We start from the raw sequence: 20,911 nt of genomic DNA, 5'->3' as shown, positions 1-20,911 counted from the left end.
AAGGAAGATAAAAGATGGCAAAAAAAATAGTCTACTTCTTATGTACTGGAAATTCATGTCGAAGCCAAATGGCAGAAGGATGGGCAAAAAAATACTTAGGTGATGATTGGGAAGTTTATAGTGCGGGGATTGAAGCACATGGATTGAATCCAAACGCAGTGCGTGCAATGAAGGAAGTCGGCATTGATATTTCTAATCAACAGTCTGAGATCATCTCATCTAAAATTCTTAATGAATCAACGCTGGCTGTAACACTTTGCGGAGATGCAGCCGACAAGTGTCCCATAACTCCGCAAAGCGTAAAACGGGAGCACTGGGGGTTCGATGACCCTGCGAATGCAACCGGAACGGAAGAGGAAAAGTGGCAAGTATTTCAAAGAGTTCGAGATGAAATAGGGGATAGAATTAAGAAGTTTGCGGAAACAAGAAAATAAACTTAAGGGGTAAGCAGATCAGTTTAGGTGTTACAAAAATGTAGCCTAGTTGACCTGCTTTTTCTTATTTCATTTCAACTGTAATTATCCGTGCAAATAATACTTGATCGTGAAGTTATACGTATACTTTAAAGTGTGATACCGATAGGTGAAGCTCAATGACTAGAGGGAAGCTCTAAAAAATATTTGACTTAAATGTACAAATGTCAGCGAAATAATTTGTAAAATATTTATTTCATATTATAATAGTTGTCAGTACATGTTAAAAAATATTGGTTTACTGTTTAAAGTTGTACTTATATTACAGATAGAAATGAGGGGGAACAATGAACGATAAGAATTATTCACCTAAGGATCGCATCATTGCACATTATCTTTTCGATGATCCAGACTGTGTTGGAAAAGATAGTTCAGGGAACGGCTATGATGCAATAACAGAAGGGGAAGTAAAACCAAAGATTGAAGTGATGGCTGAAAGGAAAGCGGCAACATTTTCTGGTGGAAAGAATGGTAGCTCCTATTTAAAACTGCCTTCTGGATTATTTAAAAACATCAGTGATCGTACTGGAATTACCATTAGTAGCTGGATTTACTTGAAAAAAGGGACAGATGTTTGGGAACGAATTTTTGATTTTGGTAAAGGGCCAGATGGACCATACATATTTTTATCCAGGAACTTAAGAGGTGTTTGCTTCTCAGGCTCTGATCTCTTTGCAGATGCTGGAAAAACATGTTCACTAGGAGAGTGGATTCATGTTGCTATGTCAGTCAAAGGAACAGAAGGTGGCACCCTAAGTAGTGCTGGTCCAGTTATTTATGTCAATGGTGAAATCGTAGCAGATGGTTCGATCAGTCAGACCTCAAGTGGTACTTATAAACAACTGCGAAATTGGTTTGAGACATTTTCTGAAGAAAAGAATTACAGCAATAATTATATCGGCAGATCACAGCACGTCCCTGATTCCGATTTCCATGGTGCTCTAGCAGATTTTCGCATTTATGAGGCTGGATTAACTGAAGATGAAGTGATTGAAGTTATGTGTGAATCTCTAACTGATAAGGAAATAATAGAACTAGCTAAGGATAAATATTTGTCTTTTCCGATCACTGTTGTGTCTCGTGATGTTTCGTTACCTTCGTCTTTAATGGGTGGGAACGTAGCAGTCACGTGGCGATCCAGTGATATGGATGCATTATCTAATCAAGGGACAGTAGGGAATGTAGCTGAGCCAAAAGGTGTAACACTTACTGCAACCTTAAGCAAAAAAGATAGTACAACCGAAAAGCAATTTACGTTAACCGTTTTACCAGAGGGGGTTCCGTCCCATCATCTAACTATTGAGGGAGATAATGAATTGTTAGATGTAAGTGACATCATGTATGGTTTGTTCTATGAAGATATTAATAATGCCGCAGATGGGGGGATTTATGCAGAGCTTGTTCAGAACCGATCATTCGAATCATTTGAATTCGATACTTATTCTCATCATTCAGGAGCCTGTGGATGTTCTACAGGTAGAAATCATGTCCCCTTACATGCATGGTTTGGTGATATAGACAAAGTAGAAGTCAAAAATACTGGTGGTTTGAATGAATTTTTTGGGATAGACGATAAAGATATTAATTCCTATTATATTACCGTACCAAATGAAACAACTATTAAAAACAAAGGATTTACCGATTCTAATCACGCTTGTGCGATGTCGATTAGACAAGGTGATTTATATGATTTCACCATATGGGCAAAGGCGAAAAAGACAGCAAACATTACCGTACAGCTACAGGATGATTCTAGTGAGCCTATAAGTGACAAAATTACGGTTACAGTGGCAGGGAATAATAAATGGAAGAAATATGGAATCGATTCAGAGCTTGTCCTAACTGGTTCTAAAACCACTCTTGGACAACTTTCATTAACCTTTGATGGGGAAGTAGCTATTGATATGGTTTCCTTAATGCCGAGAGATGTTTGGGGAGCAGCGGAAGAACAAAGTTCACAAACTGCTCACATTAATTATAAAGCAAATCCTAACTATCGACTACGCAAGGATTTAGTTCAAGCATTAGTAGATCTACATCCGAAATTCCTTCGCTTCCCTGGTGGCTGTATTTCAGAAGGATCATTTATCTGGGAAAATGTCTACGAATGGAAGGACTCTGTTGGTGCGATTGAATTGCGGAAGGAAAACTTCAATGTTTGGGGTTATATGATGACAATGGGGCTTGGCTATATGGAATATTTCCAATTAGCGGAAGACTTAGATGCTACCCCACTGCCTGTTATGGCCTGTGGTGTACTCTGTCAAGCACGCTCAGATTATGTCAACCCTGCTGGTGGAGAATTAAGAGATTATTATGTGAAAAGCTTTACTGATTTAATTGATTTTGCGATCAATACAAATTTTGATCATAATGAATGGGCAAAACTACGTAAAGAAATGGGGCATGAAGCACCTTTTGATTTGCACTACTTAGGTGTTGGTAATGAAAACTGGGGAACAGAGTTTTTTGCAAACTTTGAATACTTTAAGACAGAGATTGATTCATATATGGATAAGCATTATCCTGGGTATGAATTACACATAATTTCTACTGTTGGTGCTCAAGCTGATGACGATGCTTACCAAGAAGGCTGGAAGTTTTTAAGTGGAAATCTTACAGGTACAGCCAATGTGCAATTTACGGATGGACAAAAGACACTGGAGGAAAAAGTTACTTGGTATAACAAGCAGGCTAACTATATGGATACCATTGCGGATGAACACTATTATCGTTCCAATGAATATTTATTAAACAATGTTGATAGATACAATTATTATTATCGTGCCTATCAATCTGACGGAAATCTTGATGAGCGAGAAACCTCTAAAGTGTTTGTTGGAGAGTTTGCTTCTACTGACAAAAATACGTTAGCAGGAGCTGTGGCAGAAGCAGCGATCATGACAGGTTTTGAGAATAATGCAGATATTGTGAGATTAGTCGCTTATGCACCTTTATTTAATAAAGTGTTAACAGATGGTACTTATAGGTGGACACCTGATTTAATCTGGTTCGATGATGAGGATGTTTGGTTCACACCAAATTACTATGTCCAAAAGCTCTTCGCAAAATACCTAGGATCCAAAGTGTTAGACACATCATTTTCCGCCTATAACAATGGTACATTAACTAAAATCGCTCCACATGGTGGAATTGAGATTGCTACGGGAGATGCGGAAATCCAGGTTAGGGCAGTGAAGGTAATTGACAATCATAGTGGAAACATATTATTCAAACAGGATTTCACTAAAGAACTAGATTCTAATTGGAAGGTAATACCAGGCTCCCATGGATATGAATTAGATCCAGAACATGGTTTAGTATTAAAAGCACAAACAGATGGATTAAATGGATTATATTTAATGAACAAAAACTGGAGCAATTATAAAGTAGAAGTAAATGCAACAAAGATAAGTGGCAATGACGGTTTTTATGTCGGTGTTGGTTTAACAGATATTTCACCAGATAAGAAAGATGTAATCGAATACGCGATTGGATATGATGGAAATGCAACTGGGGTGAAGGTGTATAAACAAGGAATAGAGGGTTATATGCTAGGAGATTATTCTTCCAGTACAGCAGCAGGTAATTTGCGAGCAAGCTGTTATGAGCCACTATTAGACAATAATCCTTATACTATCTCCGTTAATTATGGTGGAGATAATGGTGATCGACTTATTTGCTCTTACACTGATGGATCATTCACGAGTAAAACATTAGATTACAAGCTAGAAGCTTATAATCGTGAAATTTTCAACTCGGTAACGAAGGACGATAACTATGTATATGTGAAGCTTGTGAATGCCGATCCGTTTGAAAAAACAACAGAAGTTGCCTTGAAAAATTTTAATGTGAGTAAAACTGCAAGCATGATCACCGTTACAGGAGAAGAATCGATCGTGCATACACCGAATGTAAATAAAAAGAACGCGGAACAAGTTGTTCCAAAGAAAAAAGAGATTAAATGGCAAGATAATCATACTGTGGTTACATTACATGCCAATTCAGTGAATGTGATCATTTTAGAGGTGGAATAGCAAAAGCAAGACAAGGGCATGTGTGAGATCTGATGAAGTTCACAGCATGTCCTTGGTTTTCACATCAAAGGAAACAGGAAAAGAAGAGTATAAGTACAGAAATTATCTACATATATTATTTACTCGATTCTAGTTTACATAATATATATTATAGGAAGTTATAAAATAAAAAAAGCTCACTATCTCAAAATATAAGTATACTTAAGATAGTGAGATAAAAATTATTTTCGATACTCGACCTTTTTTAGATCCTCTAATGCCGGGCCTTCGATCACTTTACCATCACAAGCAAATCGTGATCCATGACAAGGACAATCCCATGTCTTTTCTTCGTCATTCCAAGTAACCTCACAGCCTAGATGTGTACATGTGGTATCCAATGCATGAACTTTTCCTTCATGATCCTTATAGATCCCAATAGTCTGACCATGTTGTTTCGTTTTAATTGCTGAACCTGCTGGAATTTCTTTTGGTGTATGTTTGTCTTGCATTAACTTTCCAGATACTAGCTCTTTGGCTACATTTGTATTTGTACTTATAAATTGTTTTAAATCTGGATCTGCATGGAATCTCGTAGGCCGGTATAAGTCGATATATGGATTTTCTTTATTTAAGATCAGGTCTGTTAGAACTTTTGCCGCAACCATACTGTTTGTCATACCCCATTTACGATAACCTGTTGCAACTAGAATCTCGGGACGATTCTTATTAAGTCTCCCTATATATGGTAATTTATCTAACGTAGTATAATCCTGGGCAGACCATTCATATTGCCAATCTGTCAACTTTAGATGTTTAGAAGCAAACTCCTTTAATTTTTGTAAAGGGGCTACATCATGCTTGTATTGACCTGTTTTATGATTTTGTCCACCAAATATCCAGTATTCCTCTCCATCTAACTTTAAGGTACGTAAGGAATGAACTGGTTCATCTACATCTAGATACATCCCCCCTGGATATGGATTTTTAGAAGTGAATGCAACAGCATATGAGCGAGAAGGATACATACGTGCACTATAAAAAGCTTCTCCTTCAAAGAATGGAAATTGTGTAGCAATCACCACTTGATCACAAATTATACTGTGTTGATCCTTTGTTCTCACTATTCGATGATCAGCATTTTCAATATCATAGGCAGATGTGTTCTCATAAATTTCTCCGCCATTTTCGATAATTTCATCGACTAAAGATTTTAAGTAGGAGATCGGATGAAATTGTGCTTGATTCTTCATCTTTATCGCATATTTCATAGGGAATGCTACAGGTAATTGTGTTAACTCTTCCCCATCAATATTTAATGCAGTATATGCTTCGAATTCTTGCTCCAATTTTCTTCGGTTTTTATCATTGTTTGTTAAAAGGATAGCATCCTGCTCTTCGAAATGACACTCTATCTGATTTTCTTGGATAATATTTCGGATAGATTTTAACGCTTCTGATTGACTTTCGTAATATAATGCTGCCTCTTCATGGCTAAAATGAGACATGAACTCATGATAGATGATACCATGCTGTGCGGTTATTTTAGCTGTTGTATGGCCAGTTGTAGCATTCGTCAATTTACCACGGTCAATCAACACAACTTTAACCCCTTTTTTAGCTAATAAATAGGCAGTGGTGATCCCTGTTATTCCCCCACCAACTACTGTTACCTCTGTTTTAATATTTTCTTTTAATTGAGGAAAGGCTGGCATTATATCTCCCTCTTGCCATATCGGAAAATGCTTTTGCTTCATATTATACCTCCATAAATCTTCACGTTTTTGTTATGTATAGCTTCCCCATTGTATAAAAGTTTATGAATTGGATTTTAGCGATTACTTTGCGATCTATTTTTACACGTGATACCATTTACAGAAGGGAGTGATGAACAGATGAGACATATACATGCTATCGTGAATGGGAGAGTACAAGGAGTTGGTTTTCGGTATTTCACTCAAGCTACCGCAGCAGAATACCAAATTGTTGGTTGGGTGAAAAATCTCTCAAACGGATCTGTTGAAATCAAAGCAAAAGGTGATGTGGGTAATATGGAGAGGTTTTTACAAAAGATAAGACAAGGTCCTTCCATGTTTGCAAAGGTTAGTAGTATTGATATAGAAGAATTGCCATTAGAAGATCATGATTATCAACGATTCGAGATAAAATATTAAAACCGCTATCGAAATAGCGGTTTTAATATGTATTAGTTTTCCTCGAAGAATTTACGATTCAATGCAATATATTCATGCTCATTATCTGGAACCTCGTCTTCCATATAGATAGCTTCTACTGGACAAACTGCTTCACAAGCTCCACAATCTATACAGATATCTGGATCAATATAGAACATATCTTTTCCTTCTTCTATACAATCAACAGGACAAACTTCAACACATTCGCCTGCTTTTTCTTCTTTACAAGGTGAAGTTATTACAAACGCCATGACTGTCCCCTCCTTTGGTCAATTTCCTAAGTATCTCTATTTCACCTATATTTTATCATAATTATAAAAACTTCGCATGCCAATATCGATGATTTCACAATAAATTCAAGGAATGGCACGTCAACATCTCAGCATGGATCTACTGATAAGCTCTCTAATCCCGATCCTTCCAAAGCCTTTCCACTATGAACTCGCCTCCAACACGTTGAACGAAAAAGACATCCGGATTGGTCAAGGTTTTCCATTCATGAAAGCCAAATTCAATCTGGAATTTTTTTAGCATGAGTGCTAGCAAGTTTCCATGTGTTACGATGATAGTATTCTCAAAATCATCATTATTTAAACAATCAGTAAGGAGTTGATCAGCTCGTTCGTAAGCATCTCTAGATGATTCCCCGCCAGGTAATTTAAACTGATCGTTATGAAAAGATTCCTCCAACACATCCATCCAATCATCAATTGGCTGTTCACTTAAAAGTCTTTCTTTTAACCTTTCATCACATTCAATTGGTAAACCAGTACGATTGGCAAATGGTTTAATGGTTTCCTTTGCACGTAAAAAAGGACTTGTGATGATCCGATCAATTGGAAAACTAAGATTTTCTAATAGGTTTGCTAATTCATAGGCCTGAAGATTTCCTTGTTTAGACAAAGGAGAATCCTTGTGTTGTCCCATTGCGTGACAGTGACGTATCAATAGAATTCTTTTCATTTTATCAGCTCCTAGGCGGAATCTTTGAAAGATCTTTAATAGAATATCAGAAAAAGCCTACCATTTATTTTATCCAATATGAATTTCAATTAAACATTTTCGACTAATTCAAAATAATCTTTTTTAAATCCAGCAATACGTTTCGTGTTATCTATAACAAAGTAAAACTCCTCTGTTTCGTTTTTCACTTCATATACATTTCCAACGGTCAAAACGGAATTCACTTTATATTTTTTAGCGTTTGTATGTACACATTTAATGTGTTTCATGGTTTCATTTTTTTCCCAAGTATGATGAATCATTCTAACTAACCTCCTTACTTTCTATGATAAACATTTTGGTAGATAAATACAAGTAACTGTTTAGTTTACATAATAAACTTATGGTATACTTATGTTCTTGTTTTCCAATATTTACTTAAAACTATAGGGAATAATAAAATAATGATAAGCATCCTCACTAATTGTAAGGAACCAACAATTGCAGGGTCTGCGTCTACTTCATGGGCTGTCAGTGCCATTTCTACTAATCCTCCTGGCGCAAGACTTAGCATGGCTGTCGCAAAGCTCAAATTCGAAAAAGAAGCAAAAATATAACCAAATAAGATCGATAATAAGATAATGAAACAGGTTATTAAAAAGAACAAACCAGTATATTTACCAGCTTTTTTCACATCTCGATAATCGATAGATAAACCTAAATGGATGCCAATAGAAAGCTGAGCAAAATGATAGAACGAACTAGGTAAGTCCATCACTGGTATCGAAAAAATTTTTAGTATAGCGATGATAGTCATAGGTATAAGCACAAAAGATGCCGGAACTTTATGTCTTAATAAATAAGCGAAGTAAAAAAGCAATCCATAAATAGCAATGGTCCAATATTGACCCGAAATCATTGGTTCCTCTACTATACTACCGGCATTATTGCTGCTTGATGAAAATAAAAAAGAGGCAATAATTGGTACGATAAAGAGAACCGCCATTAATCGAATCGTATGAAAAATAGCTACAAGCCCAGTGTTAGCCTCCATTGAATCGCTCATAGCAACCATTACGGATAATCCTCCGGGTATACTGCCAAGTACACCTGTTTTTTTACTTATCTTTGCTATCCTAGCTAGTAATATTCCACTAGCTATCGAAATAATCATAATGAAAAAGGTAAAAAGCAAAAACGGAATAAAATAAGGCACTACCTTACCTATAGTTGCTGCAGTAAACGTCATTCCGATTTGAACACCAGTTATAGCAAAGCTTACATTTCGAATGGATTGGTGTAATTGATAGTCTCTTTCGTGAACCGTCTTTAAAATAAATACTGCTAATAATGGACCTAAAATCCAAGGCAATGGAAGATCTAAAGATAGGAATATCATTGTGGACAGTAAGGATACAAGATACATCCATATATAATGAAAGACAAGTTGTTTCATGCTTAAAGCTCCCTTGAACATATTTAGAAAGCAAAAGCCTGGCATTAGGCCAAGCTTTTGCTGCTTAAAAGTTACTCAAATAGAGCCAAATATTCCTTTAATCCCTCTTTCTCAAGCTCACTTTTTGGTATGAATTTCAAGGCAGCGGAATTAATACAGTATCGCATACCACCCTTGTCCCTCGGTCCATCATCAAATACGTGACCTAAATGTGAATCAGCCTGGTCGCTTCGAATTTCTATTCTACGCATGCCATGAGAAGTATCGAGATTTTCTTTTAGGTCATTTCGATTGATAGGTTTAGTAAAGCTTGGCCAACCACACCCTGCGTCATATTGATCTTTGGTAGAGAATAAAGGTACCCCACTAACAATATCAACATAAATTCCTTCCTCATTGTTGTCCCAATATTCATTATCAAACGGTCTTTCTGTGCCATTTTCCTGTGTGACGTGATACTGTAATGGAGTTAATTTGCGTTTTAATTCTGTTTGGTCTGGCTGCTTGTTCCAATGTTTTTTGATAAAATCAGCTCTACCTGAACCCTTTTTATAGAGCTGATAATGAAATGTTTGTTTTCTATAATAATCCTGATGCTTTTCTTCTGCCGGGTAGAATGTTTTTGCTGGAAGAATATCAGTCACAATAGGCTTAGTAAATTTCCCTGATGCTTCTAACTGTTGTTTTGAAGCCTCTGCAAGCTCTTTTTGTCGCTCGTTTGTATAATAAATAGCTGTTTTATAGGATTCGCCTCGATCATGAAACTGACCACCTGCATCGGTTGGATCAATTTGTTGCCAAAATATTTGTAAAAGTTTTTCATAAGGAAATATCGTTGGATCAAAGGTAATCTCTACCGCTTCCCGATGTCCTGTTGTATTGGAACACACTTCTTCATAGGTTGGATTTGGCTTATCTCCACCTGTATAACCTGATTCTACTTGAATAATCCCTGGCTGTTGATCGAAGGGTTCTACCATACACCAAAAACAGCCACCTGCAAATATAGCTCTTTCTTTTGATTGTTTTTCCATCAAAACAACCTCCTAAAAAAACGTGTTACCCTTATTTTGCTTCTCCTACTGTAAAATTGCAAGTGGTCTGTTTGGACTAAATAAATAATTTAGGTTGTGATTTTTTTGGTTGACTGGATCTGTGTGTTTCATGCTCTTCCCTTGTATTTTCTTCTATCTCATTTGGTGATAAGCTCGAATCATCTACTTGAATCTCGTCTGTATTATCTTCCTCTTCACTATTTATTTCGTTAATTGCTTTCATCATATTGATTAATTTAGGGGCGTTTTTGATCATTGGTCCATATTCTTTAATAAGTGGTGTCGCTTGTTGGGCCACTTTTAGTACTTGTTGGACATTATTTAGTGTTCCCATTAAATTCGATCCCCCTCCTCCACTTGCTATTCCACCTGCCTGCATCCCGCTTGAAGAAGGCAAAAAGCGTTGGATCAGACCTTGCAATCCTGTAGGGTTAGTTGTTGGTGCTTGTGGAAATAATCCGCGCTGAGGTGCTCCAGATAAAAAATTACCTTGTTGAAACGGTGGTTGCTGATTCATGAATGGTGTTTGATGATTAGTTGGTCGAAACATATTTCACATCCTCTCTCTGCTAGTAAAAGTCTCCCTTGCTAACACTATATGTCTCTATAGGTTAGGTGGTATAGGCTTTTATCGCTTCTAAGTAGATAAAAAGAAGGCTTTTTCGTGGTCTACTCACGAGAGCCTTCTTTTTTATACGTTAGGAAATATAAGTTTTTTGCAGGAAGTAAGCGACGAAGCTAAAATTATGAAGTTCAAAGTATAAGAAAAGCTAACACATCCAAAAGACGAGCGAATGCGTTTTTCTAACCATCTTCGGAAATATCATTCATAATATTTCCTGGGCAAGCGCAGAAACTGACAGGAAATGAACGATTCGCGCTAATCGTTTGTTGAGATATGACAGTTTTACTCGATAATCTGCTACTATCGGTTGAAGTATCTTTATCCAATGTGAAAGGAAGCAATAGAGCCTTCATTCGAGCTGTCAATGGTGAGTTTTGCTTTTATTTCCTCCCTTAATTGGGAAACATGAGAAATGACTCCAATCACACGGTGATCCTGTTGTAAATCCTTTAAGCATTCGATGGCTTGCTCGAGAGATACTTCATCAAGTGTTCCGAATCCTTCATCAATAAATAACGTATCAAGCTGCACACCACCTGCATGTGATTGAATTATATCTGCCATCCCTAATGCTAAGCTTAATGCAGCTTTAAATCCTTCACCTCCAGATAGTGTGCGAACCGAGCGTTTACGACCAGTAAAATGATCGAGCACTTCTAAATCTAAGCCACTTTGTGCACCACGTTTTGCCAATTCTTCACTACGCAAAAGCTGAAAGCGGTGATCCGTCATTCTATCTAAGCGCACATTAGCCTGTAATAAAATTTCATCAAGAAAAGTGGCTAAAACGTATCGTTCAAAGGATAGTTTCTTCGAATTTTCCCCTCTAGCTAGATCTGCCAATTCACCAATATCATAATATTGATTAGCTATTTTCTGATACTCGGATTGCAATCCAATTAGTTTATCTTTTACCTTTAATAACTGTTGGTATTCTAATTCAATTGCTTGTTTACGTTGCATTACTGTATGCTTTTCTACTTCAAGTTTGTTTAATTCTTCTCTTAATAGCGTTAGGTCAGGAGCTGTTTTTCCTCGTAGTAATTCCTCTAATTCTTCCATTCGTTGATTGGTGAATTGGTAATATTCCTTAAATTGTATTACTTCAGCTTCGAGTTTCCTCATAATTTCCTCATTTAATCGAGCATTCTGGTATGATGCAATATCAGGAAATCCATATTCTCCCAATTTGGCTAAAAATATTTCTTTTTGTTTGTCATAACTAGCTTCTAGCTGCTTCTGAAATTCCACACTTTGCATCATTTTGGTTTCTATCTGATTTTTCTGATCTCTAATTTTTGCATAGTGTTTCTGCAGTTCCTCCCATTTTGCTAGATTATCTTTTAGTTCCTCTCTAATGGCCGTGACTTTTGCTTTAAATTGTTCGACCGTATCAAAATCCTTCGGTAATCTTTCTTTAAGGGTTTCTAGTGAAATTTGTATTTGTTGAAATTGCTGAAGCGTTTGTTCATGGTCTGCTCTCCATTCTTTTTGTTTCTTTAATAATTGATCAATGCCTGTTTGAACATTAGCTGGATCCTGATAGGTAGCCTCTATTGCTTTTATTTGTTCCGTTTCTTCTCTTACCTGTAAATTTAGTTGCTTTTGCTTTTCCGCTACTTCTTTTCTTTTTCCTCTTAATTCAGGTAGAGAGAGATTAGTAACTTCGATATTCAAGGACTGGAAAAGATAATGGATCATTTCTTTTTTTACATGCATTTCATTGTATAATTGATTGATTTCTGAAGAAAGCGATTGAGAGCTTATTTCCAGTTCCTGCAGTTTTTTCTGCTCTAATGCAATGGACTCCTCAGAGATAGAAGCTATAGTGCTTTTTGCTTTATTAGGGTGATGCGGAGAACCGCATACAGGACAAGGCTCTCCTTCTACAAGTTCATCTACTATGTGCCCGATGATATTTAGCTGTTTTTCTTCTTGGATTTTTTTCCATTTCGTTTTTTGCTCGTCTAATTCAAGTTCGAGTTTTTGAGCTTTTAACAAAAGACCCTGATATTTTTCCTGTAACTTTAGCTCTTGTTCCCCTTCTTCTAAGATTTTTTCATAGGTTTGTACTTGTTGAGAGAGTTGCTCTTCTTTATGCTTATTGACGAGAACTGATTGTTTTAATTGATGAATCTTTTCTTGTGCCTGAAAGCTATCTTCTTTTCTCTGCTGTTCCTTTGTTAAGTTATCTTCTAGGTGACGTAGCCGTAATTCTTTCTCCGCTAATTTTTGTTGGACTGTCTGAAATTGTTCTAAACCTTTTTGGAAGTCATTGAGTTTTTCTAAAGTCGCTTCATATTCTTTTAATCGGAGGCGTAGCTCATCCATCTCTGTTTCCATTTTTTCACTGTTTTCTAACGCATCTGCTGCTTGTTGAAATTGTTGACTCACTTGGTTATGCTGTTCCTTCAAATATTCCGATTTTTTTAGTTGTTCTTGCCATTCATTTTTTCGCCTCTGCACCTGTTCTTCGAATGGTTCTACAGCCTTTGCTTGCACAGCTTGCTGGAATGTTGTTTCTTTTTCTTTCATTTGTGGTGCTTTCTTTTTTAATTCTTCTTTTTCTATCTTTCTCTGATCATATTCATCAAATAATTCAAGTAATTTTTGCTTTCGATACATCTGCTCCTGCATACTCTTATATGCTTGATCAAATTCCTCGATCCTTTTTATTACTTCTTCTTTTTCCTTCTTTAAACTGTAGAGTTCATTAGATAATTGATCTGTTATCGACTGAGTGCTCTCTTTGTTTATATATTTACTATCTAAATGTTCCATTTCTTGTTCCATTTTCCATTCGATTTGTATAAGGGAGTTTTTCAGTTGTTTTGCTTCGTCTTTTAGCTTTTCTGTTATATCCCGATAAAAATAAGTTCGGAATATTTTTTGAAGCACTTCTTCTCGTTCGCGACTATTCTCTGAAATCAGCTTACGAAATTCCCCCTGTGGGATCATTATCATTTTTCGAAATTGCTCATAGTCTAAACCTATCATTGCCTGAATGGTCTCATTGACTTCTTTGATTTTGGATTCAATTAATTCCCAATCGTCGTTTTGTTTCATGATGTACAGAGAGGCAGATGCTGGATCATCGGTGTATCCTTCCCCCTTTGTTTTTGGCTTTAACTGCCTAGGAGTCCTTGTTACCTTATATAACTTTTCGTGAAGCTGGAATGTTAAGGAAACAAAGGTGGATTCTACTTCTGTGGCAAAATGACTTCGAAAACTATCATGATCACGATCTGTCCCACTAGCCTTACCATATAAACTATAACAAATCGCATCGAACAAAGTTGTTTTTCCTGCACCTGTTGGTCCTGTTATTAAAAAAATCATTTCTTGACCAAGTCGATCAAAATCGATCCTCTGTCTCTTACGATAAGGACCAAAGGCAGCTAGTTCCAGAGAAATGACTCGCATTCTATTTTCCCCTCTCTTCTGTTACAATCGATTGCATCACTTTGTTAAAATACTGGGCTCTCGTTTCTGGGATTTTTTCTCCCTTCATTTCCTGATAGAAAGCATGAAATAGTTGTTCATGGGACATCTCCTGTTTTTGGCGAATATTTTCTTTGTCCTTAAGAACGGTGTTTACCATATATTGCTTTCGCTCTAAACGTAATATGTTCGGAAATAGTTTTCGTAATTTAGAAACTGGATCCATAATTTGACCATCGTCTAATAGCTGAATTTGTAAATAATCCTCTGTTCTCGGGATTACTTTTTCTTGAATTAAATCATCGAAATATCCCTTTATAATTCGCATATCTTTCATCGGCGTAAGCGCCCTTTGCTCAATCTCACAGGCTCCTGTTTCATCCATTTCCACCATCGTAACGGATTTAGTATGGTCCGCCTCTGAAAAGGAGTATTTTAAAATGGAACCACTATATCTAATCGTTTCCCTCTTTATTTTTTGTGGTCGATGTAAATGGCCTAAAGCCACATAGTCAATCTCATCAAATAAATCGGCGCCAACGTAAGGAGTTCCGCCAATCATGGTAAGACGTTCCTCGGAGTCTGTTTCCATTCCACCAGCAACAAATGCATGTCCTACTAAAATGTGTCTCCCTTCGTGTAAAGGAGTTCTCATTTTTATTTCTTGAATTATTTTTTCCATTGCTTGATGATGTGTCTCAATGGTGTCATCCTTGAAATAGGCGCTGATTTGTGACGGTTCCAAGTATGGAATCAAATGAAAATAAATCATGCCATAGTTATCCTCAATTGGTACTGGTTGAAGTGCCTCCTCTACCGTTGTATGTAAATAAAATTGCTGTGAACGGAAAATTGATGTACCGAATCCTAAGCGATCAGGACTGTCATGATTACCTGCTATGGCTAGGATAGGGATTTTAAAATTCATACATAAATCGCTAATAACATGATTTAATAATTCGACAGCTTCCTTTGGTGGAATCGAACGGTCATATAAATCTCCTGCGATGATAAGTACGTCTGGTTTTTCCTCCTTTATTAATGAAGTTAGTTGTTCTAACACATAGGCTTGATCTGCTGTTGCATGGATTCCATGTACTAATTTGCCTAAATGCCAGTCTGCAGTATGAATAATTTTCATTAATATCACTAATCCTTTCTTGGTAATTCCGATCTCGAGTTAAAAGAACTGGATGAAGAACGTATGTTTGTGTATAATAGAACTTGAGGTGATGATAATGGTTAATGATCGAGGGCATAAAAAGTGGGCATCCCTTATGTTACCAGAGCATGTGACCATGTTACAGCAACTAGAGAAAGAGGATAATCTAGTGAACAAGCCGCTTTTAGAATCTGATATATTAGAGGAAATGGAACATCAAATTCAACAAGCTATTCTAAACAAAACGAAGCTAACGATTGATTATTATCAAAATAGAAGGATTCACTCCATTCAAGGTACGATAGACACCGTGAAGCCATATACAGCTCAAATTACCATCGTTCTGGATAGCTCAAAAAAGAAAAAGCATCTATCCATTCGTGATATTGTTGCAATAAAATAGATTTAGCGTCTTCGGTACAAGAGATAAACCATATCCTTTCATGGTTTATCCCTCCTCTTGATATAAATCCCATAATTGATCAAAGGTTTGAATAGCCTCTGGAAAAGGAATATTCCATTCTAAATAGCGACTAATTTCATCATAACTACTTGAGTGCTTTGGAAAATCATGATCGATAAACATCCAGTCTGCTAATTTCCTTTGATGATCTAATTGTTTGTTTCCGCGATATCTCATCATAAATTGATAAAAAGATTTCATTCACTATTCCCCTTCTGTCAAATTATCTTCCATAAAAGCTTGATGTTTCTCTTGTTTTTTTCGATAAACAAACCGTGATAGCATTATACTAATCTCATAGATAATAATTAACGGAATAGCGACAACGATTTGCAAAATAAAATCAGGTGGTGAAATCATAGTTCCAATAATCACAAGAATAAAATAACCATATTTTCTTGTTTTACTTAAGAAGCGTGGTGTAAGAATCCCTAAGCTTGTTAAGAACATAATAATGATCGGTAATTCAAAAAAGATAGCAAAAGGAAGTGTGACACGAAAAATAAACCGAAAATAATTTTCGACTGTAAACATGGTGTCAAATACGCCATCATTTAATGATAAAACAAAGGGTAAGATTAATTTTACAAAAATGTAGTAACCAAAGCTCATTCCTACCACAAACAATAGAAAAACAGCCGGGATATAGGCTAAAGACACTCGTTGTTCCTGCTTTGTTAAGCCAGGTTTCACAAATAACCAAATTTGTAAGCATAAAAAAGGTAAGGTGCCTGCAATAGCAACAGTGAATGCAATCGTAAGGATGATCCAAATAATCTCTTCAGGTGATATTAGATTTAAGGTAATATCAATATCGTTTAAAAAGAAATTACGGATATCGTTGACATAATATAGCCCTAATCCAAAGAAGAGAATAAAGAAAAAAGCGGTCCATATAAGCCTTTTCCTTAATTCAGCAAAATGGTCGAGATACCCCATCTCCTTTTCATTAGGTAACGATTTATCCTGTTCTTTCATTAGAAAACTCCTTCATATTTAACCTATATATTGAATAGGTTTTCGTCCTACTTCGTCAAACTTTCTCTTATAGAGGAAAAAGATGTAAAAGTATGCACTTTTACACCTTCCTTACTTGCTTGATGGATCTTTTTTTTCCTCTTTATCCTCGTTCATTAAATCATTGGTAGCCTTTTTAAATTCTCGCAAGGAACTTCCGACTGCCTTTCCAATTTCCGGAAGCTTTGAAGGTCCAAAAATGACTAAAGCAATAATTAATATGAGGATTAAACCTGGAAATCCTATATTAGATAACATATACTCTCACCTCTGGCGTATGACTATTTTTGATCGTCTTGCTTATCTTCTCTGGCAGATTTCTTAAATTCTCGTAAGGTTTGACCAGTTGCTTTCCCGATTTCGGGTAGTTTTTTTGGTCCGAAGATAACTAATGCAATAATTAAAATTAAAATCAAGCCAGGTATTCCAATTGAGGATAACATATCTTTGCCCCACCTTTATAGTATCTTTTAACACGATAATAACACTCTTTTTCTATCTTATCACGTTTTAAAAGGCTTGTCTTGAAATAATGCTAAAATTATTGGTCTTTTATACGGTCATATTGCATGAAATAATAATCATAACGATTTCGTTCATCCTTGATACCTTTTGTCTTCTTTGTAGTCTTCCATTCTGCTTCCTTAAGCTTAGGGAAAAAAGTATCCCCTTCAAATTCGTGATCAATATAAGTCATGTAAATACGATCAGTAAAAGGTAATACCTGTTGAAAGATTTCTTCTCCACCAATAATAAACCACTCTTTATTTGGCTCAGAGTCTGTTAATGATTTGATTTCATCGATGCTGTGCATGACTTTACAATTTGGTGCCTCGAAGGAAGTGTCTCTCGTTACGACGACGTTTTCCCGATTTGGAAGGGCACCATTCATGGAGAGAAAGGTTTTTCTTCCCATAATAACCGTTTGGGAAGTAGTCAATTCTTTAAAAAACTTTAAGTCGTTCGGTAGATGCCACGGAAGATCATTGTCCTTCCCGATGACACGATTCTTACTCATTGCAAACAAAAGTGAGATCATTCGTCTTACTCCTTTCTTATACGGCTACAGGAGCCTTAATAGCTGGATGAGGATCATAATTTTCGAGCGAGATATCCTCTGCTTCCAGATCAAAAATGGTTTGGAAATCCTGTATATGAAGGTTCGGTAGGTTTCGTGGCTCACGTTTTAACTGTGTTTTAATCTGTTCTATATGATTAGAATAAATATGTGCATCTCCTAAAGTATGAATAAATTCACCAGGCTTTAATCCACATTCTTTAGCAATCAAATAGGTTAATAAAGCATAGCTAGCAATATTAAACGGTACACCAAGAAAAATATCTCCACTTCGTTGGTATAGTTGGCAGCTTAACTTTCCGTCTGCCACATAAAATTGGAACATAGTATGACAAGGAGGTAATGCCATATTAGAAGGAACATCCTCTGGATTCCATGCTGTGATTAAATGTCTTCTAGAATCTGGATTTTGTTTTATCGCTTGGATAACCCCTTTTAATTGATCGATGGTTTCTCCTTTTGATGTTCTCCATTTCCTCCATTGAGATCCATAAACAGATCCAAGATCTCCATATTTAGCTGCAAATTCATCATCTTCTAGGATGCTTTTTTTGAACTTGTCCATTTCCTTCAAATAAAGCTCCTTAAAAGAAGGATCCTCATTAGCACGGTGACCGAAATTGTCCATATCTGGACCTGTATATTCATCACTTTCCACCCATTTTTTAAAAGCCCATTCATTCCAAATATTATTATTATGTTTGAGTAAATATCGAATGTTCGTATCACCTTGGATAAACCAAATTAATTCACTTACAATAAGTCGGAACGGAACGAATTTGGTAGTTAAAAGTGGGAAACCTTCTGCTAAATCAAAACGCATTTGGTGCCCAAATACGGAAAGTGTTCCGGTTTTCGTTCTATCTTCTTTTTTTGTACCTTCTTCTAATACTCTTTTGCATAAATCTAAATAAGCTTGTTCACTCATAGACATTCTTATCTTCCTCTCATTCACTTATATTACAAATTCGTAACAAACAATGATAATAATAATATTTTATTTATTTTAACATACATTTTTGAATAAGTAATTACGATAGGAGGGCTTTTATGTTAGGACAGGAACAATTAGCAGTCGTCGCGAAGCACTCCGTAGCCTATAGTTTTGCATTTACCCACCCATTTTCCTTCTACGTAGATGCATATCCAATTCTGCAAAGCGAATTATTCGAACAAGCAGACCAATTAACGTATGGCATGCAACATGAAGCAGTACGTGTGTTGCAGGAAAAACTACACAAAATATCGTACTATGATTCTTCTATTGACGGAGAGTATGGTGTGTTAACCGAATATGCATTAAAAAAGTTTCAATCAGATCATCAAATAAAAGATGATGGTCAGGTAAATAAAAAAACCATTCAAAAAATATCTGAAGAAGAAGAGCGATTATATGAGGAAACATTAACACAAGAAACAGCATTTGATTATGGCCAAAAGGGTAACGAGGTTTTAAAGCTTCAGGAAGCTCTAAAACACTTTGGTTACTATGATGGTCCTCTGGATGGTATTTTTGGACCAAAAACCGATCAGGGCATCAGTGCTTACAAGCAAGATAGTGGTATGAAGATCATGCATATTGAAAATGAACAGACGGAAATGGAAGAAACGCCAGAAACCTTTATTGCCTCACTGGAAACGAAGCAGGAGGATGCGGCATCCACCGGATCTAAACCTACGGAAGAGATGTCCAAACAAATAACAGTAAAAACGTCCAGTCCAAGTGGAACTACCCAACAAATTATTCAAACCGCTAAACAATATCAAGGGACTCCCTACATATGGGGTGGCGTTACACCAAATGGATTTGATTGCAGTGGTTATATTCAATATGTCTATAACCAATATGATATTTCACTTCCAAGAACGGTACATGAGATTTGGAATGCGACTATGCAAGTTCAAAAGCCTTCTATCGGAGACTTAGTCTTTTTTGAAACATATAAACCAGGTCCATCTCATGCCGGAATCTATTTAGGAGATGGTAAATTTATTCATGCTGGTGCATCAAGAGGTGTAGAAATTAGTACAATTGATCAAGAATACTGGTCTAAACGCTATTTGGGCGCTAAACGAATTTCTTTACAATAAATCAAAAAAATCCATTTGCTTCGGGTGGAGACCCTCATATTCAATGTTTAAAAGCTGAATTAATTGCTTAGCATTGTCATAGGCGTCTCCACCTGAGTTATTATTGAACAAAAGCGTAACGGTTTCCACCTGCTTTTCTAATTGCTTTATGTACTCTACCCATTGTAAAAGCTCTGTTTGATTGTATCGATAAAGAAAACGTACCTCACGCCAATTTTCTTGGCCATGATTATTCCAACCATGCACATTTCTACCATGAAAGCGAACAAGCGCATTTTTAGAATGTGTGGTTTCTAGTACAAGAGGTACAGATCCTTCCCCTGCCTGAGGTTCATCACAAATAACATGAATCCATCCTTCCTTTTTTAAAAACGAAATGGTGTCTGCTTGTCGCTCTTCCAACCAAGTCCTGTTTCGAAACTCGAGAGCTACAGGTAATGGCCCCATCCATTCTCTAAGCTTTCTTAATTTATTGATATTCTTAGATTGCAAGGAAAACCATGGTGGGAACTGAAAAAGTAATGCATTTAACTTATTTGCTTCGACTACAGGCTTTATGGATTCCTTAAAATCTTGGATTAATTGCTTCATTTCAAGATTTGTGAGATTTTTACGGTCATGCCCTGTAATGGATTGAAAGGCTTTTATAACAAAACGAAAGGAATCTGGTGTTTTCGTTACCCAATTTTCATATTGACTAGGTGATTGAATGGCGTAAAATGCACTATCTACCTCCACCACTGGAAAATGGGAGCTATAGGTAATGAGTTTATCTTTCGTATTCGAATGATTTTGATGTAGACGAGGATGGTCACCCCATCCAGTTAAACCGATTAAGATCGTCATGGACTATTCACCCTTACAAAACATTGTTATGCTACCAGCATTTTATATGGC

The 20,911-nt window shown here is 36.3% G+C and carries 21 protein-coding genes; 5 read left to right on the top strand and 16 right to left on the bottom strand.

What is annotated here, in order from left to right:
• The first annotated feature begins 14 nt into the window (after positions 1-14).
• Positions 15-434 carry an arsenate reductase (thioredoxin) gene (gene arsC, locus ACZ5N5_RS15820; protein WP_464372748.1) on the top strand — a complete coding sequence of 140 codons (420 nt, stop codon included), beginning with the start codon at positions 15-17 and terminating at the stop codon, positions 432-434.
• 326 nt (positions 435-760) lie between these two features.
• Positions 761-4,510 (top strand): alpha-L-arabinofuranosidase C-terminal domain-containing protein, encoded by a 3,750-nt coding sequence (locus tag ACZ5N5_RS15815; protein ID WP_464372747.1) that lies wholly within the window; start codon positions 761-763, stop codon positions 4,508-4,510.
• A 221-nt stretch (positions 4,511-4,731) separates the two neighbouring features.
• On the opposite strand, the gene ACZ5N5_RS15810 is transcribed toward ACZ5N5_RS15815, so the two are convergent.
• Positions 4,732-6,246, bottom strand: a complete 1,515-nt coding sequence (locus tag ACZ5N5_RS15810) for an FAD-dependent oxidoreductase (protein ID WP_109984306.1) — start codon at positions 6,244-6,246, stop codon at positions 4,732-4,734.
• 138 nt (positions 6,247-6,384) lie between these two features.
• Here ACZ5N5_RS15810 and ACZ5N5_RS15805 point away from each other — a divergent pair, with 138 nt between their 5' ends.
• Complete coding sequence (locus tag ACZ5N5_RS15805) at positions 6,385-6,663, top strand: acylphosphatase (protein ID WP_054788973.1); 279 nt, start codon at positions 6,385-6,387, stop codon at positions 6,661-6,663.
• Between the two features lie 32 nt (positions 6,664-6,695).
• On the opposite strand, the gene ACZ5N5_RS15800 is transcribed toward ACZ5N5_RS15805, so the two are convergent.
• The 8 genes from ACZ5N5_RS15800 to ACZ5N5_RS15765 all read right to left on the bottom strand — a co-directional run bounded on the left by ACZ5N5_RS15800 (position 6,696) and on the right by ACZ5N5_RS15765 (position 15,344).
• On the bottom strand, positions 6,696-6,935 hold the full coding sequence (locus ACZ5N5_RS15800; protein WP_054788972.1) for an indolepyruvate ferredoxin oxidoreductase subunit alpha: 240 nt from the start codon (positions 6,933-6,935) through the stop codon (positions 6,696-6,698).
• Positions 6,936-7,089: 154 nt separating this feature from the next.
• Complete coding sequence (locus tag ACZ5N5_RS15795) at positions 7,090-7,647, bottom strand: histidine phosphatase family protein (RefSeq protein WP_277677967.1); 558 nt, start codon at positions 7,645-7,647, stop codon at positions 7,090-7,092.
• 89 nt (positions 7,648-7,736) lie between these two features.
• Positions 7,737-7,949 (bottom strand): DUF6501 family protein, encoded by a 213-nt coding sequence (locus tag ACZ5N5_RS15790; protein WP_054859399.1) that lies wholly within the window; start codon positions 7,947-7,949, stop codon positions 7,737-7,739.
• An 89-nt stretch (positions 7,950-8,038) separates the two neighbouring features.
• Positions 8,039-9,082 (bottom strand): AbrB family transcriptional regulator, encoded by a 1,044-nt coding sequence (locus tag ACZ5N5_RS15785; protein WP_464372746.1) that lies wholly within the window; start codon positions 9,080-9,082, stop codon positions 8,039-8,041.
• 71 nt (positions 9,083-9,153) lie between these two features.
• A complete protein-coding gene (msrB, locus tag ACZ5N5_RS15780; protein ID WP_054788969.1) occupies positions 9,154-10,116 on the bottom strand; it encodes a peptide-methionine (R)-S-oxide reductase MsrB in 963 nt (320 codons plus the stop codon).
• Between the two features lie 76 nt (positions 10,117-10,192).
• Positions 10,193-10,687 carry a VrrA/YqfQ family protein gene (vrrA, locus tag ACZ5N5_RS15775; RefSeq protein ID WP_464372745.1) on the bottom strand — a complete coding sequence of 165 codons (495 nt, stop codon included), beginning with the start codon at positions 10,685-10,687 and terminating at the stop codon, positions 10,193-10,195.
• 393 nt (positions 10,688-11,080) lie between these two features.
• Positions 11,081-14,185: an AAA family ATPase gene (locus ACZ5N5_RS15770; protein ID WP_464372744.1), complete on the bottom strand. Its 3,105-nt coding sequence runs from the start codon at positions 14,183-14,185 to the stop codon at positions 11,081-11,083.
• Position 14,186: 1 nt separating this feature from the next.
• Positions 14,187-15,344 carry an exonuclease SbcCD subunit D gene (locus tag ACZ5N5_RS15765; RefSeq protein ID WP_464372743.1) on the bottom strand — a complete coding sequence of 386 codons (1,158 nt, stop codon included), beginning with the start codon at positions 15,342-15,344 and terminating at the stop codon, positions 14,187-14,189.
• A 97-nt stretch (positions 15,345-15,441) separates the two neighbouring features.
• Between ACZ5N5_RS15765 and ACZ5N5_RS15760 the strand changes: the two genes are divergently transcribed.
• Positions 15,442-15,768, top strand: a complete 327-nt coding sequence (locus tag ACZ5N5_RS15760; RefSeq protein WP_464372742.1) for a YolD-like family protein — start codon at positions 15,442-15,444, stop codon at positions 15,766-15,768.
• 45 nt (positions 15,769-15,813) lie between these two features.
• Here the strand turns inward: ACZ5N5_RS15760 and ACZ5N5_RS15755 are convergent, their stop codons facing one another.
• The 6 genes from ACZ5N5_RS15755 to ACZ5N5_RS15730 form a co-directional block, all read right to left on the bottom strand.
• Positions 15,814-16,029 carry a YozE family protein gene (locus tag ACZ5N5_RS15755; protein ID WP_054788962.1) on the bottom strand — a complete coding sequence of 72 codons (216 nt, stop codon included), beginning with the start codon at positions 16,027-16,029 and terminating at the stop codon, positions 15,814-15,816.
• Positions 16,030-16,032: 3 nt separating this feature from the next.
• Positions 16,033-16,806 carry a twin-arginine translocase subunit TatC gene (gene tatC, locus ACZ5N5_RS15750; protein WP_277677961.1) on the bottom strand — a complete coding sequence of 258 codons (774 nt, stop codon included), beginning with the start codon at positions 16,804-16,806 and terminating at the stop codon, positions 16,033-16,035.
• A gap of 111 nt (positions 16,807-16,917) precedes the next feature.
• Positions 16,918-17,103: a twin-arginine translocase TatA/TatE family subunit gene (gene tatA / locus ACZ5N5_RS15745; RefSeq protein WP_054788961.1), complete on the bottom strand. Its 186-nt coding sequence runs from the start codon at positions 17,101-17,103 to the stop codon at positions 16,918-16,920.
• A gap of 23 nt (positions 17,104-17,126) precedes the next feature.
• Positions 17,127-17,288, bottom strand: a complete 162-nt coding sequence (tatA, locus tag ACZ5N5_RS15740) for a twin-arginine translocase TatA/TatE family subunit (protein ID WP_109984297.1) — start codon at positions 17,286-17,288, stop codon at positions 17,127-17,129.
• 98 nt (positions 17,289-17,386) lie between these two features.
• Positions 17,387-17,884 (bottom strand): dihydrofolate reductase, encoded by a 498-nt coding sequence (locus ACZ5N5_RS15735; protein WP_464372741.1) that lies wholly within the window; start codon positions 17,882-17,884, stop codon positions 17,387-17,389.
• A 16-nt stretch (positions 17,885-17,900) separates the two neighbouring features.
• Positions 17,901-18,857: a thymidylate synthase gene (locus tag ACZ5N5_RS15730; protein ID WP_109984295.1), complete on the bottom strand. Its 957-nt coding sequence runs from the start codon at positions 18,855-18,857 to the stop codon at positions 17,901-17,903.
• Positions 18,858-18,973: 116 nt separating this feature from the next.
• Here ACZ5N5_RS15730 and ACZ5N5_RS15725 point away from each other — a divergent pair, with 116 nt between their 5' ends.
• Positions 18,974-20,014 (top strand): C40 family peptidase, encoded by a 1,041-nt coding sequence (locus tag ACZ5N5_RS15725; RefSeq protein ID WP_109984294.1) that lies wholly within the window; start codon positions 18,974-18,976, stop codon positions 20,012-20,014.
• Here the strand turns inward: ACZ5N5_RS15725 and ACZ5N5_RS15720 are convergent.
• The gene (locus tag ACZ5N5_RS15720) at positions 20,006-20,860 is read right to left on the bottom strand and encodes a DUF72 domain-containing protein (RefSeq protein ID WP_109984293.1); all 855 of its coding nucleotides are present in this window, start codon (positions 20,858-20,860) and stop codon (positions 20,006-20,008) included. The genes ACZ5N5_RS15725 and ACZ5N5_RS15720 overlap by 9 nt on opposite strands.
• Positions 20,861-20,911 lie beyond the last annotated feature (51 nt).

This window comes from Gracilibacillus sp. JCM 18966, assembly GCF_055392695.1.
This window is presented reverse-complemented; position numbering and strand designations above follow the sequence as displayed.

Coding starts and splice junctions, on each gene's coding strand:
- ACZ5N5_RS15760 (WP_464372742.1), top strand. CDS start 15,442: ATGGTTAATGATCGAGGGCATAAAAAGTGGGCATCCCTTATGTTACCA.
- ACZ5N5_RS15800 (WP_054788972.1), bottom strand. CDS start 6,935: ATGGCGTTTGTAATAACTTCACCTTGTAAAGAAGAAAAAGCAGGCGAA.
- tatA (WP_054788961.1), bottom strand. CDS start 17,103: ATGTTATCTAATATAGGATTTCCAGGTTTAATCCTCATATTAATTATT.
- ACZ5N5_RS15805 (WP_054788973.1), top strand. CDS start 6,385: ATGAGACATATACATGCTATCGTGAATGGGAGAGTACAAGGAGTTGGT.
- ACZ5N5_RS15725 (WP_109984294.1), top strand. CDS start 18,974: ATGTTAGGACAGGAACAATTAGCAGTCGTCGCGAAGCACTCCGTAGCC.
- ACZ5N5_RS15770 (WP_464372744.1), bottom strand. CDS start 14,185: ATGCGAGTCATTTCTCTGGAACTAGCTGCCTTTGGTCCTTATCGTAAG.
- tatC (WP_277677961.1), bottom strand. CDS start 16,806: ATGAAAGAACAGGATAAATCGTTACCTAATGAAAAGGAGATGGGGTAT.
- ACZ5N5_RS15815 (WP_464372747.1), top strand. CDS start 761: ATGAACGATAAGAATTATTCACCTAAGGATCGCATCATTGCACATTAT.
- ACZ5N5_RS15795 (WP_277677967.1), bottom strand. CDS start 7,647: ATGAAAAGAATTCTATTGATACGTCACTGTCACGCAATGGGACAACAC.
- ACZ5N5_RS15735 (WP_464372741.1), bottom strand. CDS start 17,884: ATGATCTCACTTTTGTTTGCAATGAGTAAGAATCGTGTCATCGGGAAG.
- msrB (WP_054788969.1), bottom strand. CDS start 10,116: ATGGAAAAACAATCAAAAGAAAGAGCTATATTTGCAGGTGGCTGTTTT.
- ACZ5N5_RS15730 (WP_109984295.1), bottom strand. CDS start 18,857: ATGTCTATGAGTGAACAAGCTTATTTAGATTTATGCAAAAGAGTATTA.
- ACZ5N5_RS15755 (WP_054788962.1), bottom strand. CDS start 16,029: ATGAAATCTTTTTATCAATTTATGATGAGATATCGCGGAAACAAACAA.
- vrrA (WP_464372745.1), bottom strand. CDS start 10,687: ATGTTTCGACCAACTAATCATCAAACACCATTCATGAATCAGCAACCA.
- ACZ5N5_RS15785 (WP_464372746.1), bottom strand. CDS start 9,082: ATGAAACAACTTGTCTTTCATTATATATGGATGTATCTTGTATCCTTA.
- ACZ5N5_RS15765 (WP_464372743.1), bottom strand. CDS start 15,344: ATGAAAATTATTCATACTGCAGACTGGCATTTAGGCAAATTAGTACAT.
- tatA (WP_109984297.1), bottom strand. CDS start 17,288: ATGTTATCCTCAATTGGAATACCTGGCTTGATTTTAATTTTAATTATT.
- ACZ5N5_RS15790 (WP_054859399.1), bottom strand. CDS start 7,949: ATGATTCATCATACTTGGGAAAAAAATGAAACCATGAAACACATTAAA.
- ACZ5N5_RS15810 (WP_109984306.1), bottom strand. CDS start 6,246: ATGAAGCAAAAGCATTTTCCGATATGGCAAGAGGGAGATATAATGCCA.
- ACZ5N5_RS15720 (WP_109984293.1), bottom strand. CDS start 20,860: ATGACGATCTTAATCGGTTTAACTGGATGGGGTGACCATCCTCGTCTA.
- arsC (WP_464372748.1), top strand. CDS start 15: ATGGCAAAAAAAATAGTCTACTTCTTATGTACTGGAAATTCATGTCGA.